Genomic DNA, 26,247 nt, shown 5'->3' with positions numbered 1-26,247 from the left:
TGTGGGCGCAATAGCTGTTCGATAACTGTCTGATAAGGCCGCCGGACCCTATCGGTCCGGCGGCCTTATCGGCGTCGTGCGACTACCTCAGAGCGAACCGTTGAGCTTGTTCAAGCGTTCGCAGGACTCCACGTACTCCTCGACCAGCCTGGCCATCACGTCGGCCGAACGCTCCACCTTGTTCATCATGCCGACCACCTGGCCGACCGGATTGAAGTTGACGTCCTTGGCGGCCTCCGGATACCGGTGCCCACGCTTGACGCCGTCGAGCGCGACCATCATCTGCAGCGGCATCGGCAGCGGGTTGGGGGTGTCGGACTGCTCCCACGCCTCGGTCCAGTCGTTGCGCAGCATGCGCGCGGGCTTGCCGGTCCACGCCCGTGAACGCACGGTGTCGTGGCTGGTGGCGTCGATGAGGCTCTGCATCTGCGCGGGCGGCACATTGGCCTCCTCGACGGTCAGCCAGATCGAACCGGTCCACGCGCCCGCCGCGCCCATCGCCATCGCGGCCGCCACCTGACGGCCGTCGCCGATGCCGCCGGCAGCCAGCACCGGCATATCGCCGACCGCGTCGATCACCTGCGGCCACAGCACCAGCGAGGACACCTCACCGCAATGCCCGCCGCCCTCGGTGCCCTGGCAGACCGCGAAATCCAGGCCCGCGGCCTTGTGGTTGAGCGCATGCTTGACCGAACCGCACAGTGCGCCGATCAGACGACCGGACTCCTGGATCTTGCTCACCACATCCGGCGGCGGGGTGCCGAGCGCATTGGCCACCAGCTTGGCCTTCGGATGGCGCAGGATCACCTCGATCTGCGGGGCCACGGTGGTCGCGGTCCAGCCGAGCAGCTGCGGATGCACCTCATCGGCGGGCAGTTCCGGCACGCCGTGGTCGGCGAGCAGCTTGGCCGCGAAATCGCGGTGCCCGGCCGGGACATTCTTGGCAAGTTCGGCCTCGAGCTGTTCGGGCGAGAGGCCGTCGATGCCCTTGCCCTCGTACTTGGACGGGATCACCAGATCCACGCCGTAGGGGTTGTCGCCGACGTGCTCGTCGAGCCAGGCGAGCTCGATCTCGAGCTCTTCGGCGGTGAAGCCCACCGCGCCGAGCACCCCGAGGCCGCCGGCATTGCTGACCGCGGCCGCCACATCGCGGCAATGGGTGAAGGCGAAGATGGGGAACTCGATCCCCAGGCGGTCGCAGATTTCGGTACGCATGGCGGTTCTGGTCTCCCTATGCCCTGGAACGGGTTGCATAATGTTCAGTCCGCCGGACCCGGCCCCGCGAACGTTCGTGCCGGCCCCTACCGCTCGAAACCGCCGCGTACCGCAGATATCGCCAGTATGCGGACGCGGCGCCATCGATCGGCATCGGTGCCATGCATCGAATGTAACACGTTCTAGTTTTGCTAGGGAGGGGAAAATTTCAGCGCGCGGCGTCCTCCAATGCGGCCAGCGCGTCCTCCAGGTGGGTCAGCAGCCGGGACAATTGCGGCACGCTGCGCCGGCAGCCGACGATCCCGAAATCCAGATTGCCGGCGTTCGTGGTCAGGGTGATGTTGACGGCTTGCCCGTCCAACGGGATCGACATCGGATAGGCGGCATCCAGCCGGGCGCCACCCCAGAACATCGGCTCGCGCGGACCCGGCACATTCGAGATGACGATGTTGAACGCCGGATTCGTCATCGACACCAACCCCGGCAGCAGCGACAGCGCCAGCGGACTCACCATCAACGCCGACAGCGCGATCGACTGTGTACTGGACAGGCCCGCATACACCTGCTTGCTGCGCCGCATGGACTCACCGATCACCCGCAAACGCTCGAGCGGATCGGCGACGTCGGTGGCCAGATTGCACAGAATCGCGCCGACCTTGTTGCCGCCGCTGTCACCGTCGTCCTCGGCCGAACGCAGCGAGATCGGCACCATCGCGATCAGCGGCTTGTCCGGCAGCGCGTTCCGTTCGGTCAGATAGCCGCGCAGGGCGCCTGCGGACATGGCGAGCACGACATCGTTGACCGTCGACCCGGTCGCCTTCTTCACCTGCTCGAGCCGCTGCAACGGCCACGACCGGGCCACGCAGCGCCGAGCACCGCCGATCGGCACATTGAGCATCGTGCGCGGTGCAGCGAACGGCAGCGTCAACTGCTGCTGTACCAGCGCCGAGCGCGCCACGCGCAGCAGGGCGGGCCCGGATGACGCCGCCGACACCAGGTTTCGCGCCACCGTGCCCAAGCCCGAGCCAGCGCGCGGCGCTCGTTGCCCACGCGGCAGGTTCCACGGCACCCGGGCCCGCGCCGAGCTCGCGTCGCTGGTCAGCGTCCGCCGCAGCAATCGCTGCGCGGAGACGCCGTCGATGAGTGCGTGGTGCATCTTCGAATACACCGCGAACCGGCCGTCGGCGAGGCCTTCGATCAGATGCAGCTCCCACAGCGGCCGATGCCGGTCCAGCAGTCCGCTGTGCAGGCGGGAGGCCAGGTCGAGGGCGTCATCGGTGCGTCCGGGATGCGGTAGCGCCCACCGTCGTAGGTGGTATTCGAGATCCACCTCGTCGTCACGAGACCAAGCAAGCTGCGGGGCGCCGAACAGTGCGGCCGGGCGTTTACGGAACGTCGGGTGCAGCTCCCGCTCCGCCAGCAGCGTGTCGTGCAATTGCCGTACGAAACCGGGCCCGGCGTCCTCCGGCGGCTCGAACAGCTGCATCGAACCGACATGCATCGGATGCTCCCTGGATTCGCCGATCAGGAAGGCAGCGTCGATCGGTGAAATCAATTCCATGGCGGTCCCCTGACGATGACGGTGAATTCGGCGATCGACCACATTGTCGGAGCTCGCGCGCACCGGGTGCGGCGCTCCCTCAAGGTACCCGGGCGCGAGCGCCGGGCTGAGCTATCCGGTGCGAGAGGGGACTTTGGTCACCAGTAGGTAGGCCTGACCGAATCGTTCGTCCGGTTCGGGCTCGCGGACCATGCGGGTGACCGGGGCGAAACCGGCGGCCTCCAGCAGCTCGAGCAGTCGTTCCGGCGACCAGCGGTAGGCCTCGGCGACCTTGTGGTCGAAGGCCGTCACGAGCTCGGGTGGATCGGTGGCCTGGAAACCCAGCAGGGCGTATCCGCCGTCCGCCAGGACTCGGTGGAACTCGGCGAGAACGTCGGGCACGCGTTGCGGGGGCAGATGGATGATCGAATACCAGGCGAGCAGCCCGGCCAGTGAAGCGTCGGCGATCTCGAGCCGCTCCATCGTCCCGACGGCGTAGCGCGGGCCCGGATACAGCCGGTTGGCCAGCATGATCATCTCCGGAGACAGGTCGATGCCGAAGGCGTCGAGACCGAGTTCGGCCAGATGTGTCGTCAGCCGGCCCGGTCCGCAACCGATATCGGCGACCGGTCCGGATCCGTTGTCGCGCACCAACTCCGCAAAAATGCCGAGCATGGCGCGGTCGAACGGATTGCGGGCAAGGTTGCCCGCGGCGAAGTCGGCGTAGAGTTCGGCCATACCGTCGTAGGCGGTGCGAGTGAGATCGACGTCAGCGGATTCGGTCATCGCACCATTATCGTCATCCCGACGCTCACCCGACAGGCAACAGATCGCCGGAATCGCGCCGCGGTGCCGGTGGCGCGGTGGGTCTTTCGGCTCGCGGAGCCGCCCGCACGAAAACGAAGAACAGCACGAGCAGCAGTCCGGCGCGGCCCCACACCCCGAACTGCACGATCGCCTCGGTCGACTCGACAGAATTCCCGGTGCCGAGGGCATAGAAATACCGGAACACGCCGATCCCGATCGCCGCATCGGCCAGCAGATAGGCACCGACCAACGTCCACGGCACCCGCAGCAACACCAGGAACGGAATGATCCACAGCGTGTACTGCGGTGAATGCACCTTGTGGAACAGCAGGAAGCCACACAGCATCGCCCCGCTGACACCCACCCAGGGAAAGACACCGGTCGTAGTGAAACGCCGCCAACCGAGCCACATCGCGAGGATGAACGAGAACACGATCAGTCCCGGCGAGGCCCCCGAGACCACCTGCTGGAAATTCTCCTCACTCACCGCGTCCGGACCGAACAGCGGCCGCAGCCCCCAGTACCAGATCGAATTCGTGGTGATATCGGCCTGACGCAGCTGCTGGAAGGTGATCGACGCGCGCCAGCCGTCATAGCCGGCCAGCGCGAACGGCAGATTGACCGCCACCACCGTCGCGATCGCCGCCGCGCCCGTCAGCAGGGCGCCGCGGACATCGAATCTGCGGCCGCGGGCGCCCGCGACACCAGCCTCGGCACCCCCGGTGAGCACGTACGCCATCAACGGCAAGACGAAGATCCCCGGGTACAACTTCAGGCAGAACCCCAGAGCGAGCAGGATCGCGGCGAGCACGCCCCTGGTGCGCAGCGAATACCGCGGCAACGCCGTGACGACGTAGATCGCCGCGACCGCGGTGCACACCACCGGCAGCTCCCAGTTGTGGAAGGCGTAGAGCACCAGCGGCGTACCGGCCGCCCACAACAGCGCGGGCCAGCCCGCCATCCGGCCGAGCAGCCACGCGGTGAGCAGCGCGAACGGTGCCAGCAGCAGCGCCGAATGCAGCAGGAACATCGCGTCGTTGTCCGCGCCGAGCGCCCCGAGCCACATCAGTAGCCCGCTGAGCACCGGATATTCGACCGCGCCACCGACAAGCGAACCGTCACCGGTGATGCCGCCGTGGATATAGGGGAAGACGTGCTGATCGATATCGCGGCCGAGCCACAGGAACTGGATATCGGAATAGCAGACCTTCGAATCCTTGAACAGGTCGAAGGCCAGGGAACGCCCGTCTTCGCGGAACGGCGCGCCCGCGCAGCGCGCCTTGTTCCAGAACGCGGCCAGCAGCGTCAGTCCGCACAGCAGCACAACCACCGTCGCCGACGTCAGGCGACGCGGCAGACGGCCGGCGGCCAGCTCGCCTGCTGCGGGTCCGTTCGGCATGCAGACCAGCGTAGTGGCGAGGGGATCGATTTCGCCGGTCAACACCTGGTCAGGTAGCCTTGCCGGGTTGCTGACGCAACGACCCTCCTGCCACGGACCGTCCGTGGCCGTTTCCTAGTCCACAGGAGGTGATTGGTCCGTGCGTCAATATGAAGTAATGGTCATCCTCGATCCGAGCCTGGACGAGCGCACCGTAGGCCCGAACCTGGAGAACATGCTCAGCGTGGTTCGTACCGAGGGCGGCAAGGTCGACAAGGTCGACATCTGGGGCCGCCGCCGGCTCGCCTACGAGATCAGCAAGCAGGCCGAAGGCATTTACGCGGTGGTCGATCTGACCGCCGAGCCCGCCACCGTGAGCGAGCTCGACCGCCAGCTGGGGCTCAACGAGTCGGTGCTGCGCACCAAGGTCCTGCGCCACGGCAAGTAGTTCTTTGTGCCTCGCTGCGTCGGTGCCTGTCTCTAGGCTCTAGCACGACACAGCGAGTGCACCCGCGAACTGCACACCGAGCAGGAGGAACCTCATGGCAGCAGGCGACACGGTCATCACCGTCATCGGAAATCTGACGGCCGACCCCGAGCTTCGATTCACGCCCGCGGGCGCCGCGGTGGCGAACTTCACCGTCGCCTCCACGCCCCGCGTGTTCGACCGTAATACCAATGAATGGAAAGACGGCGAAGCGCTGTTTCTGCGCTGCAACATTTGGCGCGAGGCCGCGGAGAATGTCGCCGAGAGCCTGACCAGGGGTTCTCGTGTGATCGTGAGTGGACGGCTCAAGCAGCGCTCCTACGAAACCCGCGAGGGTGAGAAGCGCACGGTCGTCGAGCTCGAGGTCGACGAGGTCGGTCCCTCGCTGAAATACGCCACCGCGAAGGTCAACAAGACCAGCCGCGGCGGCGGGGGCGGCGGCGGATTCGGTTCCGGTGGCTCCGGTTCCGGTGGTTCCGGCGGCGGTGGTGGCAACCACCAGCAGGCCAACAGTGGTGGGCGTTCCGGTGGCCAGGGTGCCGCCGACGACCCGTGGGGCAGCGCGCCCGCGGCAGGCTCCTTCGGGGGCGGCCGCATGGATGACGAACCGCCGTTCTGATAACGGCTCATATCGGCCCGCGACGGTGGGCCACCAAGGTTACGGAGTAGAACACCATGCCTAAAGCGCCCGCGCGCGAAAAGGTGCTCAAGAAGAAGGCTTGCACTTTCTGCAAGGAGAGCAAGACCGGAATCGTCAACATCGACTACAAGGACACGGCGCTGCTGCGTAAGTACGTCAGCGATCGCGGCAAGATCCGTGCCCGCCGGGTCACCGGCAACTGCGTGCAGCACCAGCGCGATATCGCGGTTGCCGTCAAGAACTCGCGTGAGGTGGCGCTGCTGCCTTACGTGTCGACGGCTCGCTGAGCAAGGGAGGCACGCAAATGAAGCTCATTCTCACCGCTGATGTGGATAACCTCGGTGCCCCCGGCGACACGGTCGAGGTCAAGGACGGCTACGGGCGCAACTTCCTGCTCCCGCGCGGCCTTGCCATCGTCGCCAGCCGTGGTGCGGAGAAGCAGGTCGAGGGCATTCGCCGGGCGCAGGATGCCCGTCGCGTGCGCGACCTGGACCACGCCAACGAGCTGAAGCAGGCCATCCAGGGCCTGGAGTCGGTGTCGCTGAGCGTCAAGACCGCAGGCACCGGCAAGCTGTTCGGTTCGGTGACCCAGTCCGACGTCGCCGCCGCGGTGAAGTCGGCCGGCGGCCCGGTCGTGGACAAGCGCAGCATCGACCTGCCGAAGTCGCACATCAAGTCGACCGGCAAGCACAAGATCTCGGTGCACCTGCACCCGGACGTGGTTGCCACTTTCGACCTGGACGTCGTCGCAGCCGAGAGCTGAGTCCGCGCACTCACGCTGAATTTCCATAGTCGAAGGCCACGCTCGTGCTCGGCACGAGGGTGGCCTTCGACTGTGCGCTGCGTGTCATTCCGGCTCATCCCCACGCTGTTAGCCGTGGGTTAGCTCTGTCATCTGCTGGTTGCTCTGCAACCAAGGGGGTGGCTTCGTGCTGCCCGGGGGACGGGAAGTTATCCCCAGATGTGCATGCTGTGGATCACCGCGGAAACCAACTGCTCGTAATGTGATTCACCTCATAGCTTGTCCACCGTCTGTTAACCCAACACGCCCGGCTGTTCAACTCCACCGACACGCCGAGACTTTATTTATCCACACGTGCACACCTGTGGAAATGCGTACCTATCTGCGTGTTTGTGGTATCTGACCAGGGTTTTCCCCAAGTTGTGCACAGGAGGTGCACACGGTTGGGTAAACAGTCCACAAGTTATCCACAGATGTGTGCACAGGTCGGTTTGGCGTGTGTATGCGTGGTCGCCTAGGTTCGTCGCATCGCCGTGCGCGAAGCCTTCAGCGGTCACGGTCCGGCCCAGTGCCGGAACGGTAACTGAGCCCGTGGCCGGAGGCGGGCAACGGTGCTGGTCATGCCTGTCCGACACGACGAGTCTGTCGTACCCCGGGGGTAGAACCAGTCGTCAATAGGGTGAGCCCTGTCGGGAAGAGAGGACGGTCGAGTCTGGTGGCAGTCGTCGATGACCGTGGGCATACCGATTACCCACCCGAACCGCCCGGTGAGGACTTCGGGCGGCAGCCGCCGCACGATATGGCGGCCGAACAGTCGGTGCTCGGCGGCATGCTGCTCAGCAAGGACGCCATCGCCGACGTCATCGAGGCCCTGCGCCCCGGCGATTTCTACCGTCCCGCCCATCAGGCGATCTACGACACCATCCTCGACCTCTACGGCCGAGGCGAGCCCGCCGACCCCGTCACCGTCGCCGCAGGCCTCGACCGCCGCGGCGAACTCAAACGCATCGGCGGCCCTCCCTACCTGGTCACCCTCACCCAGACCGTCCCCACCGCCGCCAATGCCGGCTACTACGCCGAAATCGTCGCCGAGAAGGCCATCCTGCGCCGCCTCGTCGAAGCGGGCACCCGCATCGTCCAATACGGCTACGCAGGTGCCGACGGCCAAGACATCGCCGAGGTCGTCGACCGCGCCCAGGCCGAGGTCTACGAGGTCACCGAACGCCGAACCACCGAAGACTTCCTCCCCCTCGAGGAACTCCTCCAGCCGACGATGGACGAAATCGACTCCATCGCCAGCCGCGGCGGCATCTCCCTCGGCGTCCCCACCGGCTTCACCGAACTCGACGAACTCACCAACGGCCTGCACCCGGGCCAGATGATCATCGTCGCGGCCCGACCCGGTGTGGGTAAATCGACGCTCGGCATGGACTTCATGCGTAGCTGCTCGATCAAGCATGGGTTGGCGAGCGTCATCTTCTCGCTGGAGATGAGCCGCACCGAGATCGTGATGCGTCTGCTGTCTGCCGAGGCGAAGATCAAGCTGGGTGATATGCGGTCCGGGCGGATGAGTGATGACGACTGGACGAAGCTGGCGCGGCGGATGAGCGAGATCAGCGAGGCGCCGCTGTTCGTCGATGATTCACCGAACTTGACCATGATGGAGATCCGGGCCAAGGCGCGGCGGCTCAAACAGCGCCACGACCTGAAACTCGTTGTGGTCGACTACCTCCAGCTGATGACCTCCGGCAAGAAGGTCGAATCCCGCCAGCAGGAAGTCTCGGATTTCTCCCGAAACCTCAAGCTGCTGGCCAAGGAACTCGAAGTCCCCGTCATCGCCATCAGTCAGCTGAACCGTGGTCCAGAACAGCGAACCGACAAGCGCCCCATGGTCTCTGACCTGCGCGAATCGGGATCGCTCGAGCAGGATGCCGATATGGTCATCCTGCTGCACCGCCCCGACGCCTTCGAGCGCGACGACCCGCGCGGCGGTGAGGCCGACCTGATCGTCGGTAAGCACCGAAATGGCCCGACCGCCACCATCACCGTCGCCCACCAGCTGCATTTGAGCCGGTTCGTGGATATGGCGCGCGGCTGAGCTGATCGCGGCGGGTTCAACGGCGGCGTCACCGCGGTTGCGCGACGACTGGTCGGCTTTGATGCGCAGCCGCCATGACATTGCGCTGTGAATGGCCTTGCGAGACGTGGTCGAATACCGCGCGACCAGGTAAGACTCCATGTCTGACCCCGTGACAGCGGCATGACAGCCTCGTGTCAGCCCCGCCCCCGATCGTTGTCCGCATGAGAAATTCAGCGATTGCGGTTTCCGGACTGCGAAAGAACTACGGAGACAAGGTCGTGCTCGACGGCATCGATCTCGATGTCGGTACGGGGACGGTGTTCTCGCTGCTCGGGCCGAATGGTGCGGGTAAGACTACGACGGTGAACGTGCTGAGCACGTTGCTCGAGCCCGACGGTGGGTCGGTGCGGGTTGCCGGCCATGATGTCGTGAGCGAGGCCAAGGCGGTGCGGGCGGCGATCGGGGTCACCGGCCAGTTCGCGGCGGTCGATGAGTTGCTGACGGGGCAGGAGAACCTGCAGCTGATGGTGGACCTCAAAGGGTTCTCCGCCAAGGACGGCAAGCGAACCGTCGCCGAGCTGCTGGAACGCTTCGATCTGACGGAGGCGGCGGCGAAACCCGCGTCGACCTACTCCGGCGGTATGCGGCGCAAGCTCGATCTGGCGATGACGCTGGTCGGCAACCCGCAGATCATCTTCCTCGACGAGCCGACGACGGGCCTGGACCCGCGCAGTCGGCGCACGATGTGGTCGATCGTCAGTGACCTGGTGGCCGATGGTGTGACCATCTTCCTCACCACCCAGTACCTCGAGGAAGCCGATCAGCTCGCCGACCGGATCGCAGTGCTCGACCAGGGCCGCGTTGTCGCCGACGGCACGCCCGACGAGCTCAAGCGCCGGATTCCCGGCACGCACATCCGGCTCCGGTTCAGCGACGCCGCCCAACTCGATGCGGCGGCAAGGCTGTTCGCCGAGTCCACTCCCGACGCCGAGGCGCTGACCCTTCGCGTTCCCGGCGACGGCGGTACGAAGTCGCTGCGGGCGCTGCTGGACCGGCTCGACGAGTACGCGCTCAGCGCAGAGGAGTTCTCCGTGCACACACCCGATCTCGATGATGTTTTCCTCGCCCTGACGGGCCAGACCACGGAGGTGGCCGCGAAATGAGCACCAACCCCAAGCCCCAATCGTTGGTGATGTTGCGCCGCAACTTCACCCACATCGCTCGCAACCCGGTCTCGGTGTTCAATGCGGTCCTGATGCCGATCATCATCATGCTGATGTTCGTCTACATGTTCGGCGACGCCTTCGATGTCGGCGCCGACTACATCGACTACGCGACGCCGGGCTTGATCCTGTTGGCCGTCTGCTACGGCCTCGGGGCGACTGCGACGGCGGTGAATTCCGACATGATGAACGGCATTATCAACCGGTTCAAGGTCATGGACGTCTCCCGTGGCGCAGTGCTCACCGGTCATGTCATCGCCACAGTGCTGACCAATATGATCGCCATCGCGGCCCTGATCGGGGTGGCGTTCCTGCTGGGGTTCAGCCCCTCGGCGAGTTTCGTCGAATGGCTCGGCGTGGTCGGGATGGTCGTGCTGCTCGGTTTCGCGGCCGCCTGGCTCACGATTGCCTTGGGTTTGGCGGCGAAGTCGCCGGAAACCGCGGGTATGGCCTCCGTGCCGCTGGTCATGCTGCCGTTCTTCAGCAGCGCGATCGTTCCTGCGGACAAGATGGGCCCCGGTCTGAAGCAGTTCGCGGAGTACCAGCCGTTCACGCCGATCATCGAAACCCTGCGTGGGTTGCTCGGCGGCGCACCGGAGGCCGGCGATGCGATCATCGCTGTCGCCTGGTGCATCGGGATCGGTGTCGTCGGGTACCTGTGGGCGCGTTCGACATTCAGCAAGCGAGCGTGACCGCGACAAGCTCCCGCCAGTCCGCTTTCGCCCCCTCGTCAGTCGCCTCGGTGAACCGTGTGTCACCGAGGCGACTTCGCGTCGCCTGCTCGATCCTGGCGACATCCGGGTGGGAACGGTCCGGCATGCCTCGTACGCCGATGCTCGCCGCGAGCAGCCGCGCCGCCTGTTCGTGCTGTTCGTTGCGCAGCGCCAGATCCGCGATCCCGATGAGCATCCCGGCGATCAGGGGAACATGGCCCGCCTCCGACGCCGCCCGGAAGGCCGCGACGCGGTGTTCGCGGGCCCGGTCGATCTCCTCGGCCAGATAGCCGAGCAGATCCTGTACGACGGCGCGGATGATCGGCCGCTGGGCGTCATCGCCGAGCATCGCCGTCGCGACGTCGAGCTGCCGATGCGCCTGCTCGGCATTGCCGCTCCAGCGCGCGAGCTCTGCCTTCGAAAGCGCCAGCTCCGCCAGCACGGTCGGCCAGGCGACTCGTTCCGCAGACCGCTGCGCCTCGGCCATCGCAGCCGCGCTCGACTTCGCATCACCAAGTAGCCAGTACAACTGGGCCTGCCGCGACCGCATGACCGCGACATCCTCGATGGCACCGACTTCGGTGACGACCGCTATCGCCTGTTCGTAGTGCTCGCAGGCAGCGGCGAACTCACCGCGCACGGTGATTCGATTCGCCAGTTCGGTCAGCGCGAACGACATCCCCCAGCGGTCTCCGATCACACGGAACTCGGTGAGCGCCTGCTCGAGATAGATGTCGGCATCCCGGTCGGCATGGCCGAGCTCGATCCGCAACTTCCCCAGTTGCAGCCGGGCAAGAGCGCGGACCCAGGGGTCGTCGTCGACCAGCAATGGTTCCCATGCGGGCAGGAATTCGTCCGGCCCGTGCAACATGCGTTCCAGCGGAGCAGCGAATCTCAGCGCGGGGTGACCACCTTGGATGCCGCGGCTGAGCTCGTGAGCTTTGCGGATCCACTCCGCCGCCCGGTACTGATCACCCTCCCGTCCGGCGGACACGAACTGGACGACCAATGCGTACGCCACGGCCCGGATCTCGTCGGCCACCTCGCCGGGCAGGACAGTCGCGGCAATGAGCAGCTCGTGGCCTTCGGCCTTGTGCCCGGCCAGCCACCAGTACCAGCCTGCGGCCGCGGCGAGCCGCATGGCGCCGTTCGCCTCGCCTGCCGCGAGCGCCCCACGCATCGCGGAGGCGATGTTGTCGTGCTCGGCTTCGAGTGTGGCAAGCCATTCCAGCTGCTCGGCGCTGCGGAGATGCGGCTCCGCGAGGTCGGCGAGGTCGGTGAAATACGCGAGATGCGCCCGACGCGCCGGCTCAGATTCCTCTGCCTCGGTGAGACGCTGCGCGGCGTATTCCTTGATGGTGCCGAGCATTCGGTAGCGCGGCACCTCGTCACCCGCGGTGACGACCAGCGATTTCTCGGTGAGCGCGGTCAGCAGCTCGAGTACCTCACCCGTCTCGACCAGGCCGTTCTTTCCGCCTCCAGCGCAGACCATTTCGGCTGCTTCCAAGCTCGCCCCACCGGAGAACACCGAAAGCCTGCGCAGGACTACCCGTTCGGCGTCGGTGAGCAACTCCCAGCTCCAGTCGATCACCGCGCGCAACGTGCGGTGCCGGGGCAGTGCGGTGCGACTTCCACCGGTCAGCAGGCGGAACCGGTCGTCGAGGCGATTGGCGAGCTGATCGAGGGACATGGTGCGCAATCTGGCAGCGGCGAGTTCGATGGCCAGTGGCATTCCGTCCAGTGCGCGGCATACGCGGGCCAAGGTCGAGGATGTGTGCGCGTCGGTAGCGAGGTCCTTGCGCACGGCGCCCGCGCGGTCGCGCAGCAGCTGGATGGCGGGGGAGGACTCGATCTCGGCGGGGCCCGCATTACCGTCCGGCAGGGCCAGTGGCACGACCGGCCACAGCGCCTCGCCGGTGATGCCGAGGGGTTCTCTGCTCGTCGCGAGTATCCGCAGCCGACGGCATTCGCCGAGCAGACGGTGGGCGAAGGTCGCCGCGGACTCGATCACATGCTCGCAATTGTCCAGAATCAGCACCGTCGCGCGCTCGCGGAGCGCGGCGATGACCCGCTCGGTCGGTTCCGCGTCCGGTACCTCGCCCAGCAGCGCATCGCGTAATTTGAGTGCGGCGAGCGTCGCCTGCGCGATGTTGTTTCCGTCGAGCCCACCCGTGGCGTCATCGTCGGCGCCGATGGGCGCGAGTTCGACCAGCCAGACCCCGTCGGGCAGGTCGCCGAGCAAGGTGCGCGCGGTCTCCGTGGCCAGTCGGGTTTTCCCCGAGCCGCCCGGACCGATCAGCGTGATCAGCCGATGTTCGGCGGTAAGTTCGCGGACTGCCGCGACATCGGCGTCTTTGCCGACGTAGGTGGTCAATTCTGCCCGCAGGTTGGTCTTGCGGTTGTCCTCTTGCCGTCCCATCTCGCCTCGCAGCAGTGCGAGGTGCACATCGGACAGCTCCGGTGATGGGTCGACGCCGAGTTCGTCGGCCAGGCTTTCCCTCGTGCGCTCGTACACCCGCAGTGCCTCGGTGTCGCGTCCTGCCGCGACCAGGGCGCGCATCAACGCGGCGACCAGCCGTTCTCGCACCGGGTGCGCGGCCACCAGGTCGATCAGCTCGGTGATCAGCTCCGCACCGTGGCCGAGGCCGATCTCGGCGTCGAACCGATCCTCCATGGCGGTCAGGCGGAGCCCCTCGAGCCGGGTGACCACCGCGTCGAACGCCGCGCTCTCCTGTAAGCCGATGTCCTGCATGGCCGTACCACGCCATAGTGTGAGGGCCTCGCGTAGCTGCTGTGGATTCTGCTCATCGCGGGAGCGGGCGACGAGGCGTTCGAACCGCACGGCATCGACGGCGTCGGGTGTCACCCGCAGCCGGTAGCCGTCCGGTTGTCCCTCGATCGACCCTTCCGGCAGCGCTTTCCGCAGCCGGGAAACCAGGCGATGCAGGGAATTCGCGGCGTCAGCGGGCGGGTATTCACCCCAGATCCAGTCGATGAGGTTCGCTTTCGGGACCGCGTGACCTGCGTTGAGCGCGAGGGCTACCAGCAGCCCGCGCAACCGCGCCCCAGGCACATCGGCGAGACCGCCGTCGTCCGTACGAACCTCGAACGGCCCAAGCATCCCGATCTGCACCCGGCCGATCTTGCCATGGGCGATCGACCGGTTTCGACCGCTGGACGCAACGCAGAAGGCTCTGCCCGATTGCGGTCGGTTCGTCCGTCGCACCGCGCCGCCGGGTCGGTGTCAGGGCCGTGACAGGGGCGTGACAGCCCTGTCAGCGACTGTGGCAACAACAAACAGCCACGACAAAGGACATCCGATGACTCGAACGGTTCCCGTCCCGCACGGTCTCCCCACGGAGCGCGATGCCAGCCCCTTCGACCCGCCCAGCCAGGTCTCCCGGCTGCGCGAGGCGCACCCGGTCAGCCCCATCGTCTTCCCCGACGGGCACGAGGGCTGGATCGTCACCGGCTACGACGCGGTCCGCCGGCTCATGTCCGACACCCGGTTCAGCTCCCGCCAGGACATCGGCATCCAGCACACTCTGGAAGACATCCCGGGCATGGCGGCCCCCACCGAACCGTCCCCACAGATTCCGGGCATGTTCATCGCGATGGACCCGCCGGATCACACCCGGCTGCGGCGCAAGCTGACCGGCACCTTCACCGTCAAACGCATGAAGCAGCTCGAAGAGCACATCATCGACATCGTCGAGCGGCAGCTGGACGAGATGGCGCGCCTGACCCCGCCGGTCGACCTGGTCAAGGAGTTCGCGCTGCCGGTGCCCTCACTGGTGATCTGCGAACTGCTCGGCGTTCCCTACGCGGACCGCGAGACCTTCCAGGTCAATTCCGCCAAGTTCATGCTCAAGGACCAGCCGCTCGACGAGAAGATGGCCGCCTACGGCGCGATGATGACCTACCTCGCCGAATTGGTCACGCGTAAACGCGCCGAACCCGGCGACGACATCCTGTCCGATCTGGCTCGCGATGACGATCTCGCGATCGACGAGCTGACCGGCATCGCCTTCCTGCTGCTGCTCGCGGGCCATGAGACCACCGCCAACATGCTGGCACTTGGTACTTTCGCACTCCTGGAGCACCCCGAGCAGCTGGCCGAACTGCGTGCCGACTCGGACCTGGTGCCCGGTGCGGTCGAGGAACTGCTGCGCTATCTCTCCGTCGCCGATATCTTCTATCGCTATGCCACCGAGGACATCGAACTCGGCGGCGAAACCATCGGCAAGGGATCTACCGTCGTCGTCTCGCTGCTGGCCGCCAACCACGACCCCAAGCGCTTCGATAACCCCGACACCCTCGACATCCACCGCGAGGCCGGTGGTCGGGTGGCCTTCGGGCACGGCATCCACACCTGCCTCGGTCAGCAACTGGCCCGGATCGAGATGCGTGCCGGTTTCGCCGGAATGCTGCGCCGCTTCCCGTCCCTCGAGCTGGCCATCCCGGCCGGCGAGGTGCGGCTCAGGACCGACATGAACATCTACGGCGTCCACGAATTGCCCGTCACCTGGACGGACGAAAAGCCATGACCGAGTTGCGAATCTCGGCGGATCGGGAGCGCTGTATCGGCGCGGGCATGTGCGCCCTCATCGCCGCGGAGGTCTTCGATCAGGACGAGGGTGACGGCCGGGTGCGGTTGCTCGACTCGAGGCCGCAGCACCATCGCTCGGCGGTACTGGAGGCGGTGGATGCTTGCCCGTCCGGGGCGCTCGTCATCGAAGAGCCCCGAGGCTAGCCATCGCCGCCCCCGAGATCGTCGCCCTAGCGGGAGTGTCCGACTGCGGGCCGCCGGCTGAATTCGCGCACCACGGCGCCCGACGCCGTGGCGACAACATCGTCGACCCACCCCGGAACAGGGGCCGCCCGGGCGATGAAATCTCGGACCAGGCCGTACGGGATGGCTTTGACCGCGGCGCCCGCGATGGCCATCCCCTGTTCGTCGGCAGTGCCGAATTGCACGGCGACGGCGTCGCGCAGTGCGGCGTTCATATCGTCGTTGACGGTGGTGATCGCGGCCCGCAGGTCATCGGGGCCGGTGTCGAGCAGCTCGTCGCGGTGGAACATCTTCATCGCCCGTGCCTCGGTAGGGTGGTCGCGGCAGTAGCGCGGTAGGTACGCCGCGGCGGCGAGCAGTGGGTCGGGTCCGGTCAGCGCTTCGATGAGCCCGGCCTGGAAGCGGCGGATCGAGCGCAACCACAGCCGGGCCAGCAACTCCTCGCGCGAGGCGAAACGCACGTAGATCGAGCCGGTGTGGATGCAGGCCGCGGCGCTGATCGCGGCGATCCCCGGCCGAGTGATCGCCGGGTCGTCGAGCAGATCACGCGCCGCGTCGAGGACCTGATCATCGGTGAACCGCCTGGGTCTTGCCACGCGTACAGCCTAGGACCTAGTTTTGGAATATGGATTCAAAAACACGTCCGATAGTCGGCGGCATGCTCACGTTCATCGGCACGGCCCACACCGCGATGGGCGCCGTCGTGTGGGCCACGAAAGACCAGGACGCTGAACTGTCGTTCTGGTTCACCGCCTTCGGGGTCGCGGCAATCGCCCTTGGCATCGCCGTTATCGAGGTCGAGCGCGCCCGCGGCTACGTCACCGGCCCGATCCTCGCCGCCATCGCGGCCCTGGCCGGCTTCGGGCTCGCCGTCGAACCCGTGTCGGGATTCCTTACGGTGCTCGTCCCAGTTGCCGTTGGGATCCGCGGTTGGGTCCGTCGGCGGAACACTCCGGTCGCCGTGGCCTAGTGCGAGATCGCCGGTCGCCATGTGCTGCCGAGTAGCCCGCGGGCTATCGCTGCGTCGCCTACATATGCCCGAGGAAATCGAGGATCGCGGTGCTCGCGCCCCGTTGCGCGGCCGCTTGCCCGGAACCTTTGCCTCCGAAGGCGATCCCGCTGGTCCATTGGGCGGCGACGGGGAAGATACCGGGGCGGATGAGGTGGCCTGCGCCCGGGAACCGCAGGTGGGCATCGCCGGGGTGGGATCGCCGCTCCAGTATCTCGTCGGCCATGGTGCCCGATGGCCATACGGCGTCGTTGTCACCGGTCAGGCACAGGATCGGGTAGTCGATGCGTTCGGATCGGAGTTGGGTATCGGGTGTGGCGTGGTCGAGCCCGTCCTCGTAGGCGGGTCGCAGGCGCAGCAGGATCGGCTGGTGGCGGGCGATGCTGCCGTGCGCCGACCAGGCGTTGCGAACCAACTGTGGCATCAGTTCGCCGGAAGGCAGTGCGCACCAGGGCAGGTCGGCCCCGTCCAGCGTCCAGGACGGCGTGCCGGGGATCTCGCCGTCCGAGCCGATGGCCTGCCAGGACACCGAGCTCGGGCTCACCAATATCAGGCCGCCCAAGGAAATTCGACTGTGTCCGGCGGTGGCGAGCAAGCCCTCCGCACCGCGGGAGATACCCATTGCCGCGGTCCGGCGTGCGTCGACTTCCTCCTGCCCGGCCAGCCAGTTGATCGCCCGCACAAAACGGTCCAACGGAATTCTGGCGATATCCGCGTCTTCGTCGACCCAGGAGAATGCCAGTGCCGCATAGCCATTCGCTGCCAGCATGGCGATAGTGGATCGCTGCGAATCGCAACCGCCTTCCGATCCGCCGAAGCATGCGACTGCCGGCCTGCCGTTCGGTGGCGGTGTGCCCGCGGGCGATGCGTACACCGCGGGCCGCCCGTCGATCGACACCTCGGTGAGGTGCACATCCGCTGATGCCGGAACACGGGTCACGGTGGTGCGAGTGCGTTCGGATCCGCACCGGACGTCCATCGTGACCTGCCAGCCGTGCGCCGGAGGCACGAAAAGTTCCGGGGTGCGGTCGGATTCGAAGCGCATGGCCCATAGTGCGGCGTCGCCATCGGGGGCGCTCCAGTCGCCGGCGACCGGTGCGGTGGTCGCAGCGTGGACCACACCGTTGGCCGATGCGGTGAAAGTCGCCGCGGATTCCCACTGGGCGCCGAAGAGGTCGGTGCCGGACGCACGCACATCCACGCTCGCATTCGGCGCGCAGCCACGCACGCCCCAGGCGAACGGTTCGTCATGCCGGGAAACCTCGGACACGGTCAGAACGAGCGAATTGCTGCGGATCGGCGCCGGCGGGACAGACTGCGCGACGGGCGCGCGCCGCTCCTCGGTATGCGCGGCGACCAGATCCGATCGCCGGGCAAACCAGGTCGGGAACAGCGCCGAGACCACGCCCGCCGCACCCATCGCCGTGTACGGGACGACCCAGTAGCAGAGCACCGACAGGGTGTGTCCGGTGTCGCGGATGGTCGCGTCGCCGTCGACCAGCGGTGGAATCAGCGCGGACACCGTCATCAGGCCGAACACCGCGATCCACATCCACGTCATCGCCACGGTGATCACTCGGAAGCCGTCGGTGGCCGCGGTCTGTGGATCGACGGATTCGGCGGCGTACTCCTTGACGAAGGGTCTGCCGATCAGGGCCCCGATGAGCGCGATCAGGAACAGCCCGAGGTTGGTGACCGGCTGGAGCCAACGCTCGAGCACCCGGTCATCGACGGTCAGCGCCGCGATGAGCAGCAGCGCGAACATGACGGCGGTGCCGATCTCGAGCGAATGCCACGACCGGCCGCGCAGGCGCAGCACGAGTGGGCCTGCGACTGCCAGAGCGAGGGCGATTCCGACCGCGGCCACGAACCCGGTGTTTCCGACCAGGATCCAGTAGACGATCCACGGGGCGAAACCGATCAGGAAGCCCACCTGCGGATTTTATCGCCGATGAACGTCTTGCGGAGCCCTATCGTGGGGTGCGGTTCGCATTCACCTCATGAACCACAAGCACACACCCAGTAACACTCTTCTCCCCTGCCACGACCTCATACGTGACACATGGCCCGTCGGGGGGCCTGTCCTTCCGCTTGTCAGTCACAGGAATATGGGGATTTGGACATGGCTCTTCGTGAGTTTCTCGCGCGACATCGGATGGCCTCGGCCGTTGCCGCGCCCGCAGTTCTCGGGGTCGCGGCGGCGGTAGCCGCCACCTTCGCGCTGACATCCACGCCGGAAAAGGTGGATACGCAGCTGGTGGCCTCGGTGACCGAATGCCGCGACATGGTGACCATCTCGGTGGCCGGTCGCAATGACACACCGCGCGAGGGGACGACGGCGATGCTCGTCGATGCCAATGGCAATCCCCTTCCCGCCGCGCTGTCGGGCGATCACAGCAGTGAATGGCTGGATCCGGTGGTCAACGCGCCCCGCGATGATGTTGCCGAGGGTTCCTACGCGGCGGTCTACATCGCCTATCCGGCGAACATGTCCAGCTACGAGGATGCCGTCAACGCGGGCGTGGCAAATGCCAAGCAAGTGATGTCGGAGATCGCGGCGGCCTGCCCGGACACCAAGTTCTCCATCGTCGGCTACAGCGAGGGCGCCGATGTCGTGCGTCGCGTCGCGATGGAGGTCGGGCATCAGGAGCCCGGTCAGGGCGGCGAATACGGCATCGTCGATCCGGAGAACGTGGTCGGTGTGGTGATCCTCGCCGATCCGGGCCGTTCGAAGGGCGATGGGCCGTTCCCCGGCTCGGAGGATCCGCACAGCAATCCCGACGGCTTCGACCAGGACTATCAGAATGGGCAGAAGCCGGTGCCCGGTCAGGGCGTGCTGCCTGGGACCAGCGGTGATTTCGGTGCGCTGAACGGCAAGATCGCCTCGTTCTGCTCCGACGGTGACCTCACCTGCTCGGCGCCCGAGAACATCTCCCTGCTGAACCTGGCGGTCAATGTCGGCAGGCAGTTGAATGTCGACGATCTCGAGCGTGAGGGTCTGACCCCAGCGACCGGACAGGATGTCGCGGTGGTCCTCGGCCGGATCGCGATGACCGCGTTCGCCGATATCGCGTCCCAGCCGAACTGGATGGCCAGCGACGAAACCTTCCTCGAGGTGCTGTTGCGGGTCTCGGATCCGGCGTACAAGCCGGGTGAGGCGCCGAAGGAGCAGCCGCAGGCCGATGTGATCGCGGCCGACCAGATGTCGCCGCTGGCGTATCTGCCGCAGAAGATCCTGAACGAGATCGTCGGGCTGATCGTGACGAACCAGAACACCATCCCGGTGATCCTGAGCGACCCGTACAAGCAGACCCTCGGCCCCAACCACACCGGTCACCACTTCGACTACTGGGATGACGCCGACCCCGGCAACGGCAGGCCGATGACCTCGGCCGAGTACGCGGCGGCCTGGATCACCCACCTGGCCAAGCAGGCGCAGGCGGGCGAGAAGGTTGATACCAACGCGAAGCCGACCGAGGCGGACCTCGCCGCGGCGTACGAGGCGGCGGAATCGACCACCTCGGCCACCCCGACGACCGAACCGGCCAAGGGCACGACGACTACGACAACCACCACGTCGCCGGCGACGACCACGACCGCGAAGCCGAACACCGAGGCCGACACGTCGACCACGGCGCCGACGACAACCCAGCCGAGCGATGCCGCGACCACCACTCCTGAGGTGACCACCACTCCGGCAGCGCCGACCACCACCCAGGTTCCGGCGGAGAAGACGGAACCGACCACGACGGCGCCGTCGACCACCACCACGACCACGAAGCCCGCGGCGCCCACCACGGACGCCCGAGCGGAGGCAACCAAGTAAGAGGACGAGCGGTCGCCGGCCTCGCGTCGGAAGCCCAAAGGCCTCGCGAGGCTCGCGGGCTCCCTGCGATGGATCGAGCACAAGGACCGCTCAGGCGTAAGACCGCACGCGGCGGACTCACATCAAGTGAGTCCGCCGCGTCCGCGTTTCGACGGGAAAGCGCACAGCGGAAACCGGCAGCTGATCGGCCGGCAGCTCGCTCACCACGGCTACGCAATTCGGCCGAGTCCGCACCGGTGCGCATACTGCCGAAAAGCCCACTCGGCGTCGATGGCCGGGGCAGGCGTGGCCCATGCCGTGCGAGCACGGAGCGTTCCCGGAAACGCGAACATAGACTGAAACACGTTCTAGAGTGACCCAATGCAGACAGCGGGGATCGGGCAGTCACGAACACCAGTCGGCCGCAGACGAGGATGGCGAACACGTATGACGGCACTTGCCGTCACCATCGCAACGACCTGCGCAGGTCTGGTCGCGCTCGCCACTCCCGCGGCGGCGATCCCCAACACCACGGACGCGTTCTACCAGCCGCCCGCCGACTACGAGTCGACAGCACCGGGCACCATCCTGCGGACTCGGCCGATCACCCCGGCCGCGCTGCAGCTGCTTCCCATGCGGGTTCGCGGCTGGCAACTGCTGTACCGGACCACCGATTCGAACGGCAACCCGTATGCCGCGGTGACCACGATCTTGATGGGCGATCACGGCAAAGCGCCGACGGCAATCCTGTCCTACGACAGCATGATCGACGCCATCGCGCCGAATTGCATGCCCTCGCAGGTCCTGCGAACCGGTGCGCCGTGGTTCGACTTCGCCAGTGACGGCGGGCCGATCACCCTGTCCACCACCGCCAGCGAAGTGCCCATGATCGCGGCGGGGCTGGCCCAGGGCTGGGCGGTGTCGGTGCCGGACCTCGGTGGGGTGGACAACCACTTCCTGACGCCTCGGGAACCGGGCTACGTGGCGCTCGACGGTGTCCGGGCGGCACAGAACTTCGCCGAGCTGGGGGCAGTCGCGGATACGCCCGCTCTGTTCTGGGGATACTCCGGCGGCGGCATCGCCACGACCTGGGCCGCACAGGTTCAGCCGAGCTACGCGCCGGAACTGAACGTCGCGGGAATGGCTGTCGGCGCGCCCGTCCCGGATTTCGCCGCCGCGATCAGGAACGGGAACGGGGCACCGGTCGCCGGACTGGTAGCGGTCGGAGTCGTCGCACTGCAACAGGATTCGCCCGAATTCGCCGCGCTGCTCGACCGGGTGGTCACCGATGAAGGTAAGCGGCTGCTGGCCGGAGCCGCGGCGAGCTGCACACCGCAGAATCTGGTGAGCTTCCCGCTGCGCAACTTCGACACCCTGTTGACCGAGCCGTTGCAGCAGGTCATGAGCGCGCCGGTCACCCAGCGTCTGCTCGCCGAACGAGCGCTGGGCGCGACTGCTCCCACCGCTCCGTTGTATGTGTACAACGCGGTAGATGACGAGTTGAGCACCATCACATCGACCGATCAGCTCATCGACCGGTATTGCGCCGCAGGAACTTCGGTGACCTACCGTCGCGACATCGTTCCGTCGGTGGTTTCGCCGCACACCTTCGAATGGGGTCTGGGCGCACCCGCCGCCTTCGCCTGGTTGAAGGACCGCGCTGCCGGCCAACCGCAGAGCGGTTGCGATATCCAGACGGTGACGACTCCGGTGACGCCGGATGCGTTGAATGCGCTCGGCCCCGACTTCATCGGCGGACTGCTGGCGGCGATGCTCGGCCATCGGTGATCTCCGACGCCGGATCAGCTGGCAGTCCCGGCGTCCGGCGATGTCAGCGTGGCCGTAGCCGCCGATAAGCCGTCGCCACCCGCGACGAATCGTCGAACGGCCCGCGCCAGATGCGCTGGTCGAGAATCTCCAGGAATGTCGGTACGCCCTGATCGCTCAATACGATTCCGGATTCGTCGATCTGAATGCCCTCGGGAAGCTCCGGGAACTTTTCGATCTCGGCCTGCAGTGAGGCCAGGGTGACCTTCGGCAGATAGTCGACGCTGTTGAGCCGTTTGAGGAGCTTGGCGTAGCTGGGGCGTTTGGCGCAGACGGCGACGATGGTGTCCTTGACCGGCGCCGCCAGGTCGAGGCCGAGCGCCTCGCTGATGTGGTCGACGAAATCCGGTGTGGCCTTGGTGAGCAGCTCCAGGTCGGTGAACAGGCGCAGGAAGGTATCGGGTTTCAGTATCGCGATCTCGTCGGCGGTGACGACGAGATCGAATTCCTCGGCGAAGGCGAAGACCGGATCGCCGACCCGGTTCAGGCGTTCACCGAAGGTGGCGAGGATGCGGTGCGCGGAGGCCACCCGTAGTCCGTGCTGCAACCGCACGAATGCGGTGCGGTGCCGGTCGGGGCCTGCGGATTCGCAGATCAAGACGTAGAACAGGAAGGTGCCGTCGCGCATCTGCCGCGGCAGGACGGTATCGAGGGTCGCCGATCGCGCGATGAGCTGTAGCAGCTGGGTGATGTGGGCATCGGGTTCGCCGGGCGTAGCTGTCGCGGCGAGCTCGTCGAGGGAGAAGGAGAAGAACTCCTCGCCGTCGACGAGTGTGGCGGTGGTGTCGTAGTCGATCGGCGCCATGGTCGCGACCCGGCCGAGCGTCGCAGCGGCGATGCCGCGCAACTCCGCACCGAGGGCAGCAGCGAACTCGATGCGTAACGCCTGCAGGTGTTTACGCCCGTCTCGCCAACCCAATAGCAGGTCGATCGGTTCGCCGCCGATGTCGATATCGGCCCACGCCGCGCTGGTCCGCATGCTCACCCTCGTTCCGTCATCACTCGAATACCCGCGTGCTGGGCCACCGTCACGGTGTCGCCGGGCCTTGGCACCGACCGCACGATCACGTACGCGGTGTCACCGGTATCGGTCTGTACCTTCACGATTCGATGCAGTAGCAGATAAATCATCGGGTTGACCTGGATGAGGTCGGTGCGGACGTAGACCAGCAGCAACACCAGCAGGAACAGGCCGTAGGCGAGGGCGTCGAGTGCGTCCGGGGTTTCGACCGTGAGAAACGGCAGCACATAGGACACCAGGTAGCCGCCGGATTCGGTGCCCGTCTCGTGCACCTTCGCCACCGTGATACTCGACCGCGCCGACGAGCCGATCAGATACAGCACCCACACCGTGCAGGCCGTGCCGAACACCATGAGCGCGAGGCAGACAACCGACAGCCACGGCGTGGCTGCGAAACGGGCGGCGAGTATCGCGAACAGCGGCGTATAGCTCGAGAAGAACAGCGGTGTTCGCGCGGCGATCTGCACCAGATCGTCGGCTGCGCGCCGCGGTGACGGGCCCGGCGCAGGGTGAACCGCTGCTGCCATAGCGTCACTGTATAACCGGGCACCGACAAGATCGGCGATTTCCTGGGCAGGGGATACCGGTACCTGGGTCCGCTCGGCCCGTTGTGCTTCGATCGGTGACATGAACTCCGCAGCAGAACAGGTCCGCATCGTCAGCGCCGAACGTGAGATCGCGGCGCCCGCGTCGGTGGTATTCGAGCTGATCGCCGATCCCGCGCAACAGCCGCGCTGGGACGGCAACGACAACCTGTCCGAGGCATCGACCGGCCAGCGGGTCCGCGCGGCAGGGGAGGTGTTCACGATGGTGATCACCAAGGGGCACACCCGGCAGAACCATGTGGTGGAGTTCGAGGAGGGGCGCCTGATCGCGTGGCTGCCCGCCGAGCCCGACCGGCAGCCGCCGGGGCATCTGTGGCGCTGGGAAGTCGAGGAGCTGGACGAGGGGCGCTCCCGCGTGCGGCACACCTACGACTGGTCGCGGTTGACCGACGAGAAGCGGCTACCTCGGGCTCGGGCCACCACATCGGACAAGCTTGCCGCCTCCATCGAGCGCCTCGCGAAACTCGCCGAACAGGCGTAGTCGCCGCCCGGCCGCCCACGACTCCAGGTCAATCGACCGATGAAACCAACGGTCGGTGGCGTTGTCCGCGTGCGGGACCCAGTAGTCGCTCCCCACACCAGGTAGCGGCCCGCACATCCCGCGCTGTTGCGGAGAATCGGGCAACCGGACTCGCCAACCGGTTTCGCCCGACCCAACGCCCACGGGTACGCCAGACTGAGCGCATGCTGCATGTGCGGATAATGGCGCCGGCTGACAAGACCGACGAGGTGGTCGCGATTCTCGAGGCCGACGACGCGGTCAGCGGACTGGCGGTGATGCGGGGGGCGGCGGTGCGCCCGGAAGGCGATCTGGTCCTGGCGCACGTGGCCCGTGAGGCCGCCAACGAGCTGGTCGACCAGCTGCGGGCGACCGGGGTGCACAAATGCGGCAGCATCGAGCTCGAGCCGGTGCGAACCTGGTTGTCGCTGGCCGGATTCGAGGCGGAGGTCCGCACACCCGGCAGCAGCGCCGACGCGGTGGTCTGGGCCGATGTCGCGCAGCGCTCCTATGAGGAGACCGAGCTCAACTGGACCTATCTGACCTTCATGACGCTGGCGACCACACTGGCCGCCATCGCCATCGTGACCGATTCACAGATTCTGGTGATCGGGGCGATGGTGCTCGGGCCGGAGTTCGGTGCGATCGCCGCACTCGGCGTCGCGCTCGTGCGACGGCGATACGTGCTGTTCGGGTTGGCGGTTCGCACCCTGATTCTCGGTTTCCTCACCGCCATCGTGCTGACGTTCCTGCTGGTGCTCATCGCGCGTGGGCTCGGCTGGATCACCAGCGCCGATATCGGGACGAGTCCGGAGACAGCGTTCATCTACACACCGGACAAATGGTCGTTCATCGTGGCCGTGATCGCCGCGGCGGCCGGCGTGCTCTCGCTGACCTCGGCGAAATCGGGCGGGCTGGTCGGTGTGTTCATCTCGGTGACGACCGTGCCCGCCGCAGGCAATATCGCCCTCGGGTCGGTGTTCGGCGCCTGGGACGAGGTTTGGGGCAGCACATTGCAATTGGCGCTGAACCTGTCCGGGATGGCGTTTGCCGGGTGGGGGACACTGGCTTTGCAGAACGCCCTATGGTCCCGGGTGGCAGTGCATCGGCCGAAGGCGAGGTTGTATCCGCGCCGGATGCTCTGAGCCTCGGCGCGGCAATCGCTCACGGGGCGGCGCTCGGCCGGGGAGCCGAGCAGACGCCTTGCGCCGCCGCGATAGTTCGATGTTCGAGATCAGGCGCGCGCGGAATCCAAGTCCATACCCCACCGGTAGGCCGCGACGATGTCGTCCATCGCGCCCGGCAGGTATTGGTTCTCCCGGTAGACGGTGACCCCGGCGCCCGCATTCTGCAACAGCGCGATCGCACACGACTTGGTATCGGCGACCGGCTCGTCGAGCGATACTTCGACGCTCGGGCCGATCGTCGGCGCCAGCGTGAGAGTTCCCTTGGCGGCAGCCCAGTTCGGCGCCTGCGCGCCGAGGGCGAAGATCAGCACCCGCCGGAATGCTTCGGGCCGCGCGAGATCCATGTTCAGGCCGGCGCTGCCGGGGCGGGCGCCGTCACGGTCGAGCAGGATGTGCGGCTCGAATTCCAGCGCGCCCGCATCCGTCGCCGTGCGCAGTGCGCCCGTGCGCCCGTCGGCGAGTTCGTACAGGCAGCCGAGTTCGAGCTCGACCGGAGTGGATCTGCGGAACAGGCTCTTGGCGCGGGCCACCCAGGTCAGTTCGACCCGCATGACACCCTGCAGCTCGCCCGGACGGGTCAGATTGATGCTCGGCGTGGCCTTGGACAGAGTCACTTTCCCGCCGCCGGCCCGCTGATCGCCGATCGCCATTACCGCGATCCCCCCTCCGGAGATGAG

24 protein-coding genes are annotated in these 26,247 nt (G+C 66.6%); 14 read left to right on the top strand and 10 right to left on the bottom strand.

All coding sequences use genetic code 11. The features are described from left to right. Nucleotides 1-87 precede the first annotated feature (87 nt). The 4 genes from ACFXNW_RS01035 to ACFXNW_RS01020 form a co-directional block, all read right to left on the bottom strand. Nucleotides 88-1,215 carry an NAD(P)H-dependent flavin oxidoreductase gene (locus ACFXNW_RS01035; RefSeq protein WP_379414959.1) on the bottom strand — a complete coding sequence of 376 codons (1,128 nt, stop codon included), beginning with the start codon at nt 1,213-1,215 and terminating at the stop codon, nt 88-90. Nucleotides 1,216-1,423: 208 nt separating this feature from the next. Beyond that, complete coding sequence (locus tag ACFXNW_RS01030) at nt 1,424-2,776, bottom strand: wax ester/triacylglycerol synthase family O-acyltransferase (protein ID WP_379414957.1); 1,353 nt, start codon at nt 2,774-2,776, stop codon at nt 1,424-1,426. 111 nt (nt 2,777-2,887) lie between these two features. Beyond that, on the bottom strand, nt 2,888-3,541 hold the full coding sequence (locus tag ACFXNW_RS01025) for a class I SAM-dependent methyltransferase (RefSeq protein WP_379414956.1): 654 nt from the start codon (nt 3,539-3,541) through the stop codon (nt 2,888-2,890). Nucleotides 3,542-3,566: 25 nt separating this feature from the next. Next, nucleotides 3,567-4,961 carry a hypothetical protein gene (locus tag ACFXNW_RS01020; protein ID WP_379414955.1) on the bottom strand — a complete coding sequence of 465 codons (1,395 nt, stop codon included), beginning with the start codon at nt 4,959-4,961 and terminating at the stop codon, nt 3,567-3,569. A gap of 139 nt (nt 4,962-5,100) precedes the next feature. Between ACFXNW_RS01020 and rpsF the strand changes: the two genes are divergently transcribed. From rpsF to ACFXNW_RS00985, 7 genes are all read left to right on the top strand, one after another. After that, nucleotides 5,101-5,388, top strand: coding sequence for a 30S ribosomal protein S6 (gene rpsF, locus ACFXNW_RS01015; RefSeq protein ID WP_379414953.1), 288 nt, complete (start codon nt 5,101-5,103; stop codon nt 5,386-5,388). A 94-nt stretch (nt 5,389-5,482) separates the two neighbouring features. Next, nucleotides 5,483-6,046 (top strand): single-stranded DNA-binding protein, encoded by a 564-nt coding sequence (locus tag ACFXNW_RS01010; protein WP_379414951.1) that lies wholly within the window; start codon nt 5,483-5,485, stop codon nt 6,044-6,046. A gap of 56 nt (nt 6,047-6,102) precedes the next feature. Continuing rightward, entirely contained in the window at nt 6,103-6,354 is a 252-nt protein-coding gene (gene rpsR, locus ACFXNW_RS01005; RefSeq protein ID WP_379414949.1) for a 30S ribosomal protein S18, read from the top strand. A 17-nt stretch (nt 6,355-6,371) separates the two neighbouring features. After that, entirely contained in the window at nt 6,372-6,830 is a 459-nt protein-coding gene (rplI, locus tag ACFXNW_RS01000; protein ID WP_379414947.1) for a 50S ribosomal protein L9, read from the top strand. A gap of 694 nt (nt 6,831-7,524) precedes the next feature. Beyond that, entirely contained in the window at nt 7,525-8,907 is a 1,383-nt protein-coding gene (gene dnaB / locus ACFXNW_RS00995; protein ID WP_379414946.1) for a replicative DNA helicase, read from the top strand. Between the two features lie 203 nt (nt 8,908-9,110). Beyond that, on the top strand, nt 9,111-10,052 hold the full coding sequence (locus ACFXNW_RS00990) for an ATP-binding cassette domain-containing protein (protein ID WP_379414945.1): 942 nt from the start codon (nt 9,111-9,113) through the stop codon (nt 10,050-10,052). Further along, nucleotides 10,049-10,804: an ABC transporter permease gene (locus ACFXNW_RS00985; RefSeq protein WP_379414943.1), complete on the top strand. Its 756-nt coding sequence runs from the start codon at nt 10,049-10,051 to the stop codon at nt 10,802-10,804. The genes ACFXNW_RS00990 and ACFXNW_RS00985 overlap by 4 nt, the downstream gene beginning before the upstream one ends. On the opposite strand, the gene ACFXNW_RS00980 is transcribed toward ACFXNW_RS00985, so the two are convergent. Further along, a complete protein-coding gene (locus tag ACFXNW_RS00980; RefSeq protein ID WP_379414942.1) occupies nt 10,788-13,958 on the bottom strand; it encodes a BTAD domain-containing putative transcriptional regulator in 3,171 nt (1,056 codons plus the stop codon). The two genes, ACFXNW_RS00985 and ACFXNW_RS00980, sit on opposite strands and share 17 nt — an antisense overlap. A 187-nt stretch (nt 13,959-14,145) precedes the next feature. Here ACFXNW_RS00980 and ACFXNW_RS00975 point away from each other — a divergent pair, with 187 nt between their 5' ends. Both ACFXNW_RS00975 and ACFXNW_RS00970 read left to right on the top strand, forming a co-directional pair. Further along, on the top strand, nt 14,146-15,372 hold the full coding sequence (locus ACFXNW_RS00975) for a cytochrome P450 (protein WP_379414940.1): 1,227 nt from the start codon (nt 14,146-14,148) through the stop codon (nt 15,370-15,372). After that, nucleotides 15,369-15,578, top strand: a complete 210-nt coding sequence (locus ACFXNW_RS00970) for a ferredoxin (RefSeq protein ID WP_379414939.1) — start codon at nt 15,369-15,371, stop codon at nt 15,576-15,578. Before ACFXNW_RS00975 ends, ACFXNW_RS00970 begins: the two co-directional genes overlap by 4 nt. 26 nt (nt 15,579-15,604) lie before the next feature. Here ACFXNW_RS00970 and ACFXNW_RS00965 read toward each other — a convergent pair whose 3' ends face one another. Further along, nucleotides 15,605-16,213 carry a TetR/AcrR family transcriptional regulator gene (locus tag ACFXNW_RS00965; RefSeq protein ID WP_379414938.1) on the bottom strand — a complete coding sequence of 203 codons (609 nt, stop codon included), beginning with the start codon at nt 16,211-16,213 and terminating at the stop codon, nt 15,605-15,607. Nucleotides 16,214-16,242: 29 nt separating this feature from the next. On the opposite strand from ACFXNW_RS00965, the gene ACFXNW_RS00960 reads away from it, so the two are divergent. After that, complete coding sequence (locus tag ACFXNW_RS00960; RefSeq protein WP_379414937.1) at nt 16,243-16,587, top strand: DUF6463 family protein; 345 nt, start codon at nt 16,243-16,245, stop codon at nt 16,585-16,587. A 58-nt stretch (nt 16,588-16,645) separates the two neighbouring features. On the opposite strand, the gene ACFXNW_RS00955 is transcribed toward ACFXNW_RS00960, so the two are convergent. Beyond that, the gene (locus ACFXNW_RS00955; protein WP_379414935.1) at nt 16,646-18,559 is read right to left on the bottom strand and encodes an acyl-CoA thioester hydrolase/BAAT C-terminal domain-containing protein; all 1,914 of its coding nucleotides are present in this window, start codon (nt 18,557-18,559) and stop codon (nt 16,646-16,648) included. Between the two features lie 189 nt (nt 18,560-18,748). On the opposite strand from ACFXNW_RS00955, the gene ACFXNW_RS00950 reads away from it, so the two are divergent. Both ACFXNW_RS00950 and ACFXNW_RS00945 read left to right on the top strand, forming a co-directional pair. Then, on the top strand, nt 18,749-20,452 hold the full coding sequence (locus tag ACFXNW_RS00950) for a cutinase family protein (RefSeq protein ID WP_379414934.1): 1,704 nt from the start codon (nt 18,749-18,751) through the stop codon (nt 20,450-20,452). 426 nt (nt 20,453-20,878) lie between these two features. Further along, nucleotides 20,879-22,219 carry a lipase family protein gene (locus tag ACFXNW_RS00945; protein ID WP_379414933.1) on the top strand — a complete coding sequence of 447 codons (1,341 nt, stop codon included), beginning with the start codon at nt 20,879-20,881 and terminating at the stop codon, nt 22,217-22,219. 43 nt (nt 22,220-22,262) lie between these two features. Here the strand turns inward: ACFXNW_RS00945 and ACFXNW_RS00940 are convergent, their stop codons facing one another. Then, entirely contained in the window at nt 22,263-23,243 is a 981-nt protein-coding gene (locus ACFXNW_RS00940) for a hypothetical protein (RefSeq protein WP_379414931.1), read from the bottom strand. Then, nucleotides 23,240-23,806, bottom strand: a complete 567-nt coding sequence (locus ACFXNW_RS00935; protein ID WP_379414929.1) for a hypothetical protein — start codon at nt 23,804-23,806, stop codon at nt 23,240-23,242. The genes ACFXNW_RS00940 and ACFXNW_RS00935 overlap by 4 nt, the downstream gene beginning before the upstream one ends. 100 nt (nt 23,807-23,906) lie before the next feature. Here ACFXNW_RS00935 and ACFXNW_RS00930 point away from each other — a divergent pair, with 100 nt between their 5' ends. After that, nucleotides 23,907-24,365 carry an SRPBCC family protein gene (locus tag ACFXNW_RS00930; RefSeq protein WP_379414928.1) on the top strand — a complete coding sequence of 153 codons (459 nt, stop codon included), beginning with the start codon at nt 23,907-23,909 and terminating at the stop codon, nt 24,363-24,365. A 203-nt stretch (nt 24,366-24,568) separates the two neighbouring features. Further along, nucleotides 24,569-25,528, top strand: a complete 960-nt coding sequence (locus ACFXNW_RS00925; RefSeq protein ID WP_379414926.1) for a DUF389 domain-containing protein — start codon at nt 24,569-24,571, stop codon at nt 25,526-25,528. Nucleotides 25,529-25,617: 89 nt separating this feature from the next. Here the strand turns inward: ACFXNW_RS00925 and ACFXNW_RS00920 are convergent, their stop codons facing one another. Then, on the bottom strand, nt 25,618-26,220 hold the full coding sequence (locus ACFXNW_RS00920) for a Tellurium resistance (RefSeq protein WP_379414925.1): 603 nt from the start codon (nt 26,218-26,220) through the stop codon (nt 25,618-25,620). Nucleotides 26,221-26,247: the final 27 nt, after the last annotated feature.

The sequence above is a fragment of the Nocardia sp. NPDC059180 genome (assembly GCF_042754945.1).
GTDB lineage: Bacteria > Actinomycetota > Actinomycetes > Mycobacteriales > Mycobacteriaceae > Nocardia.
The sequence above is the reverse complement of the archived record's forward strand: the minus strand, read 5'-3'. Positions and strand labels throughout refer to the sequence as shown.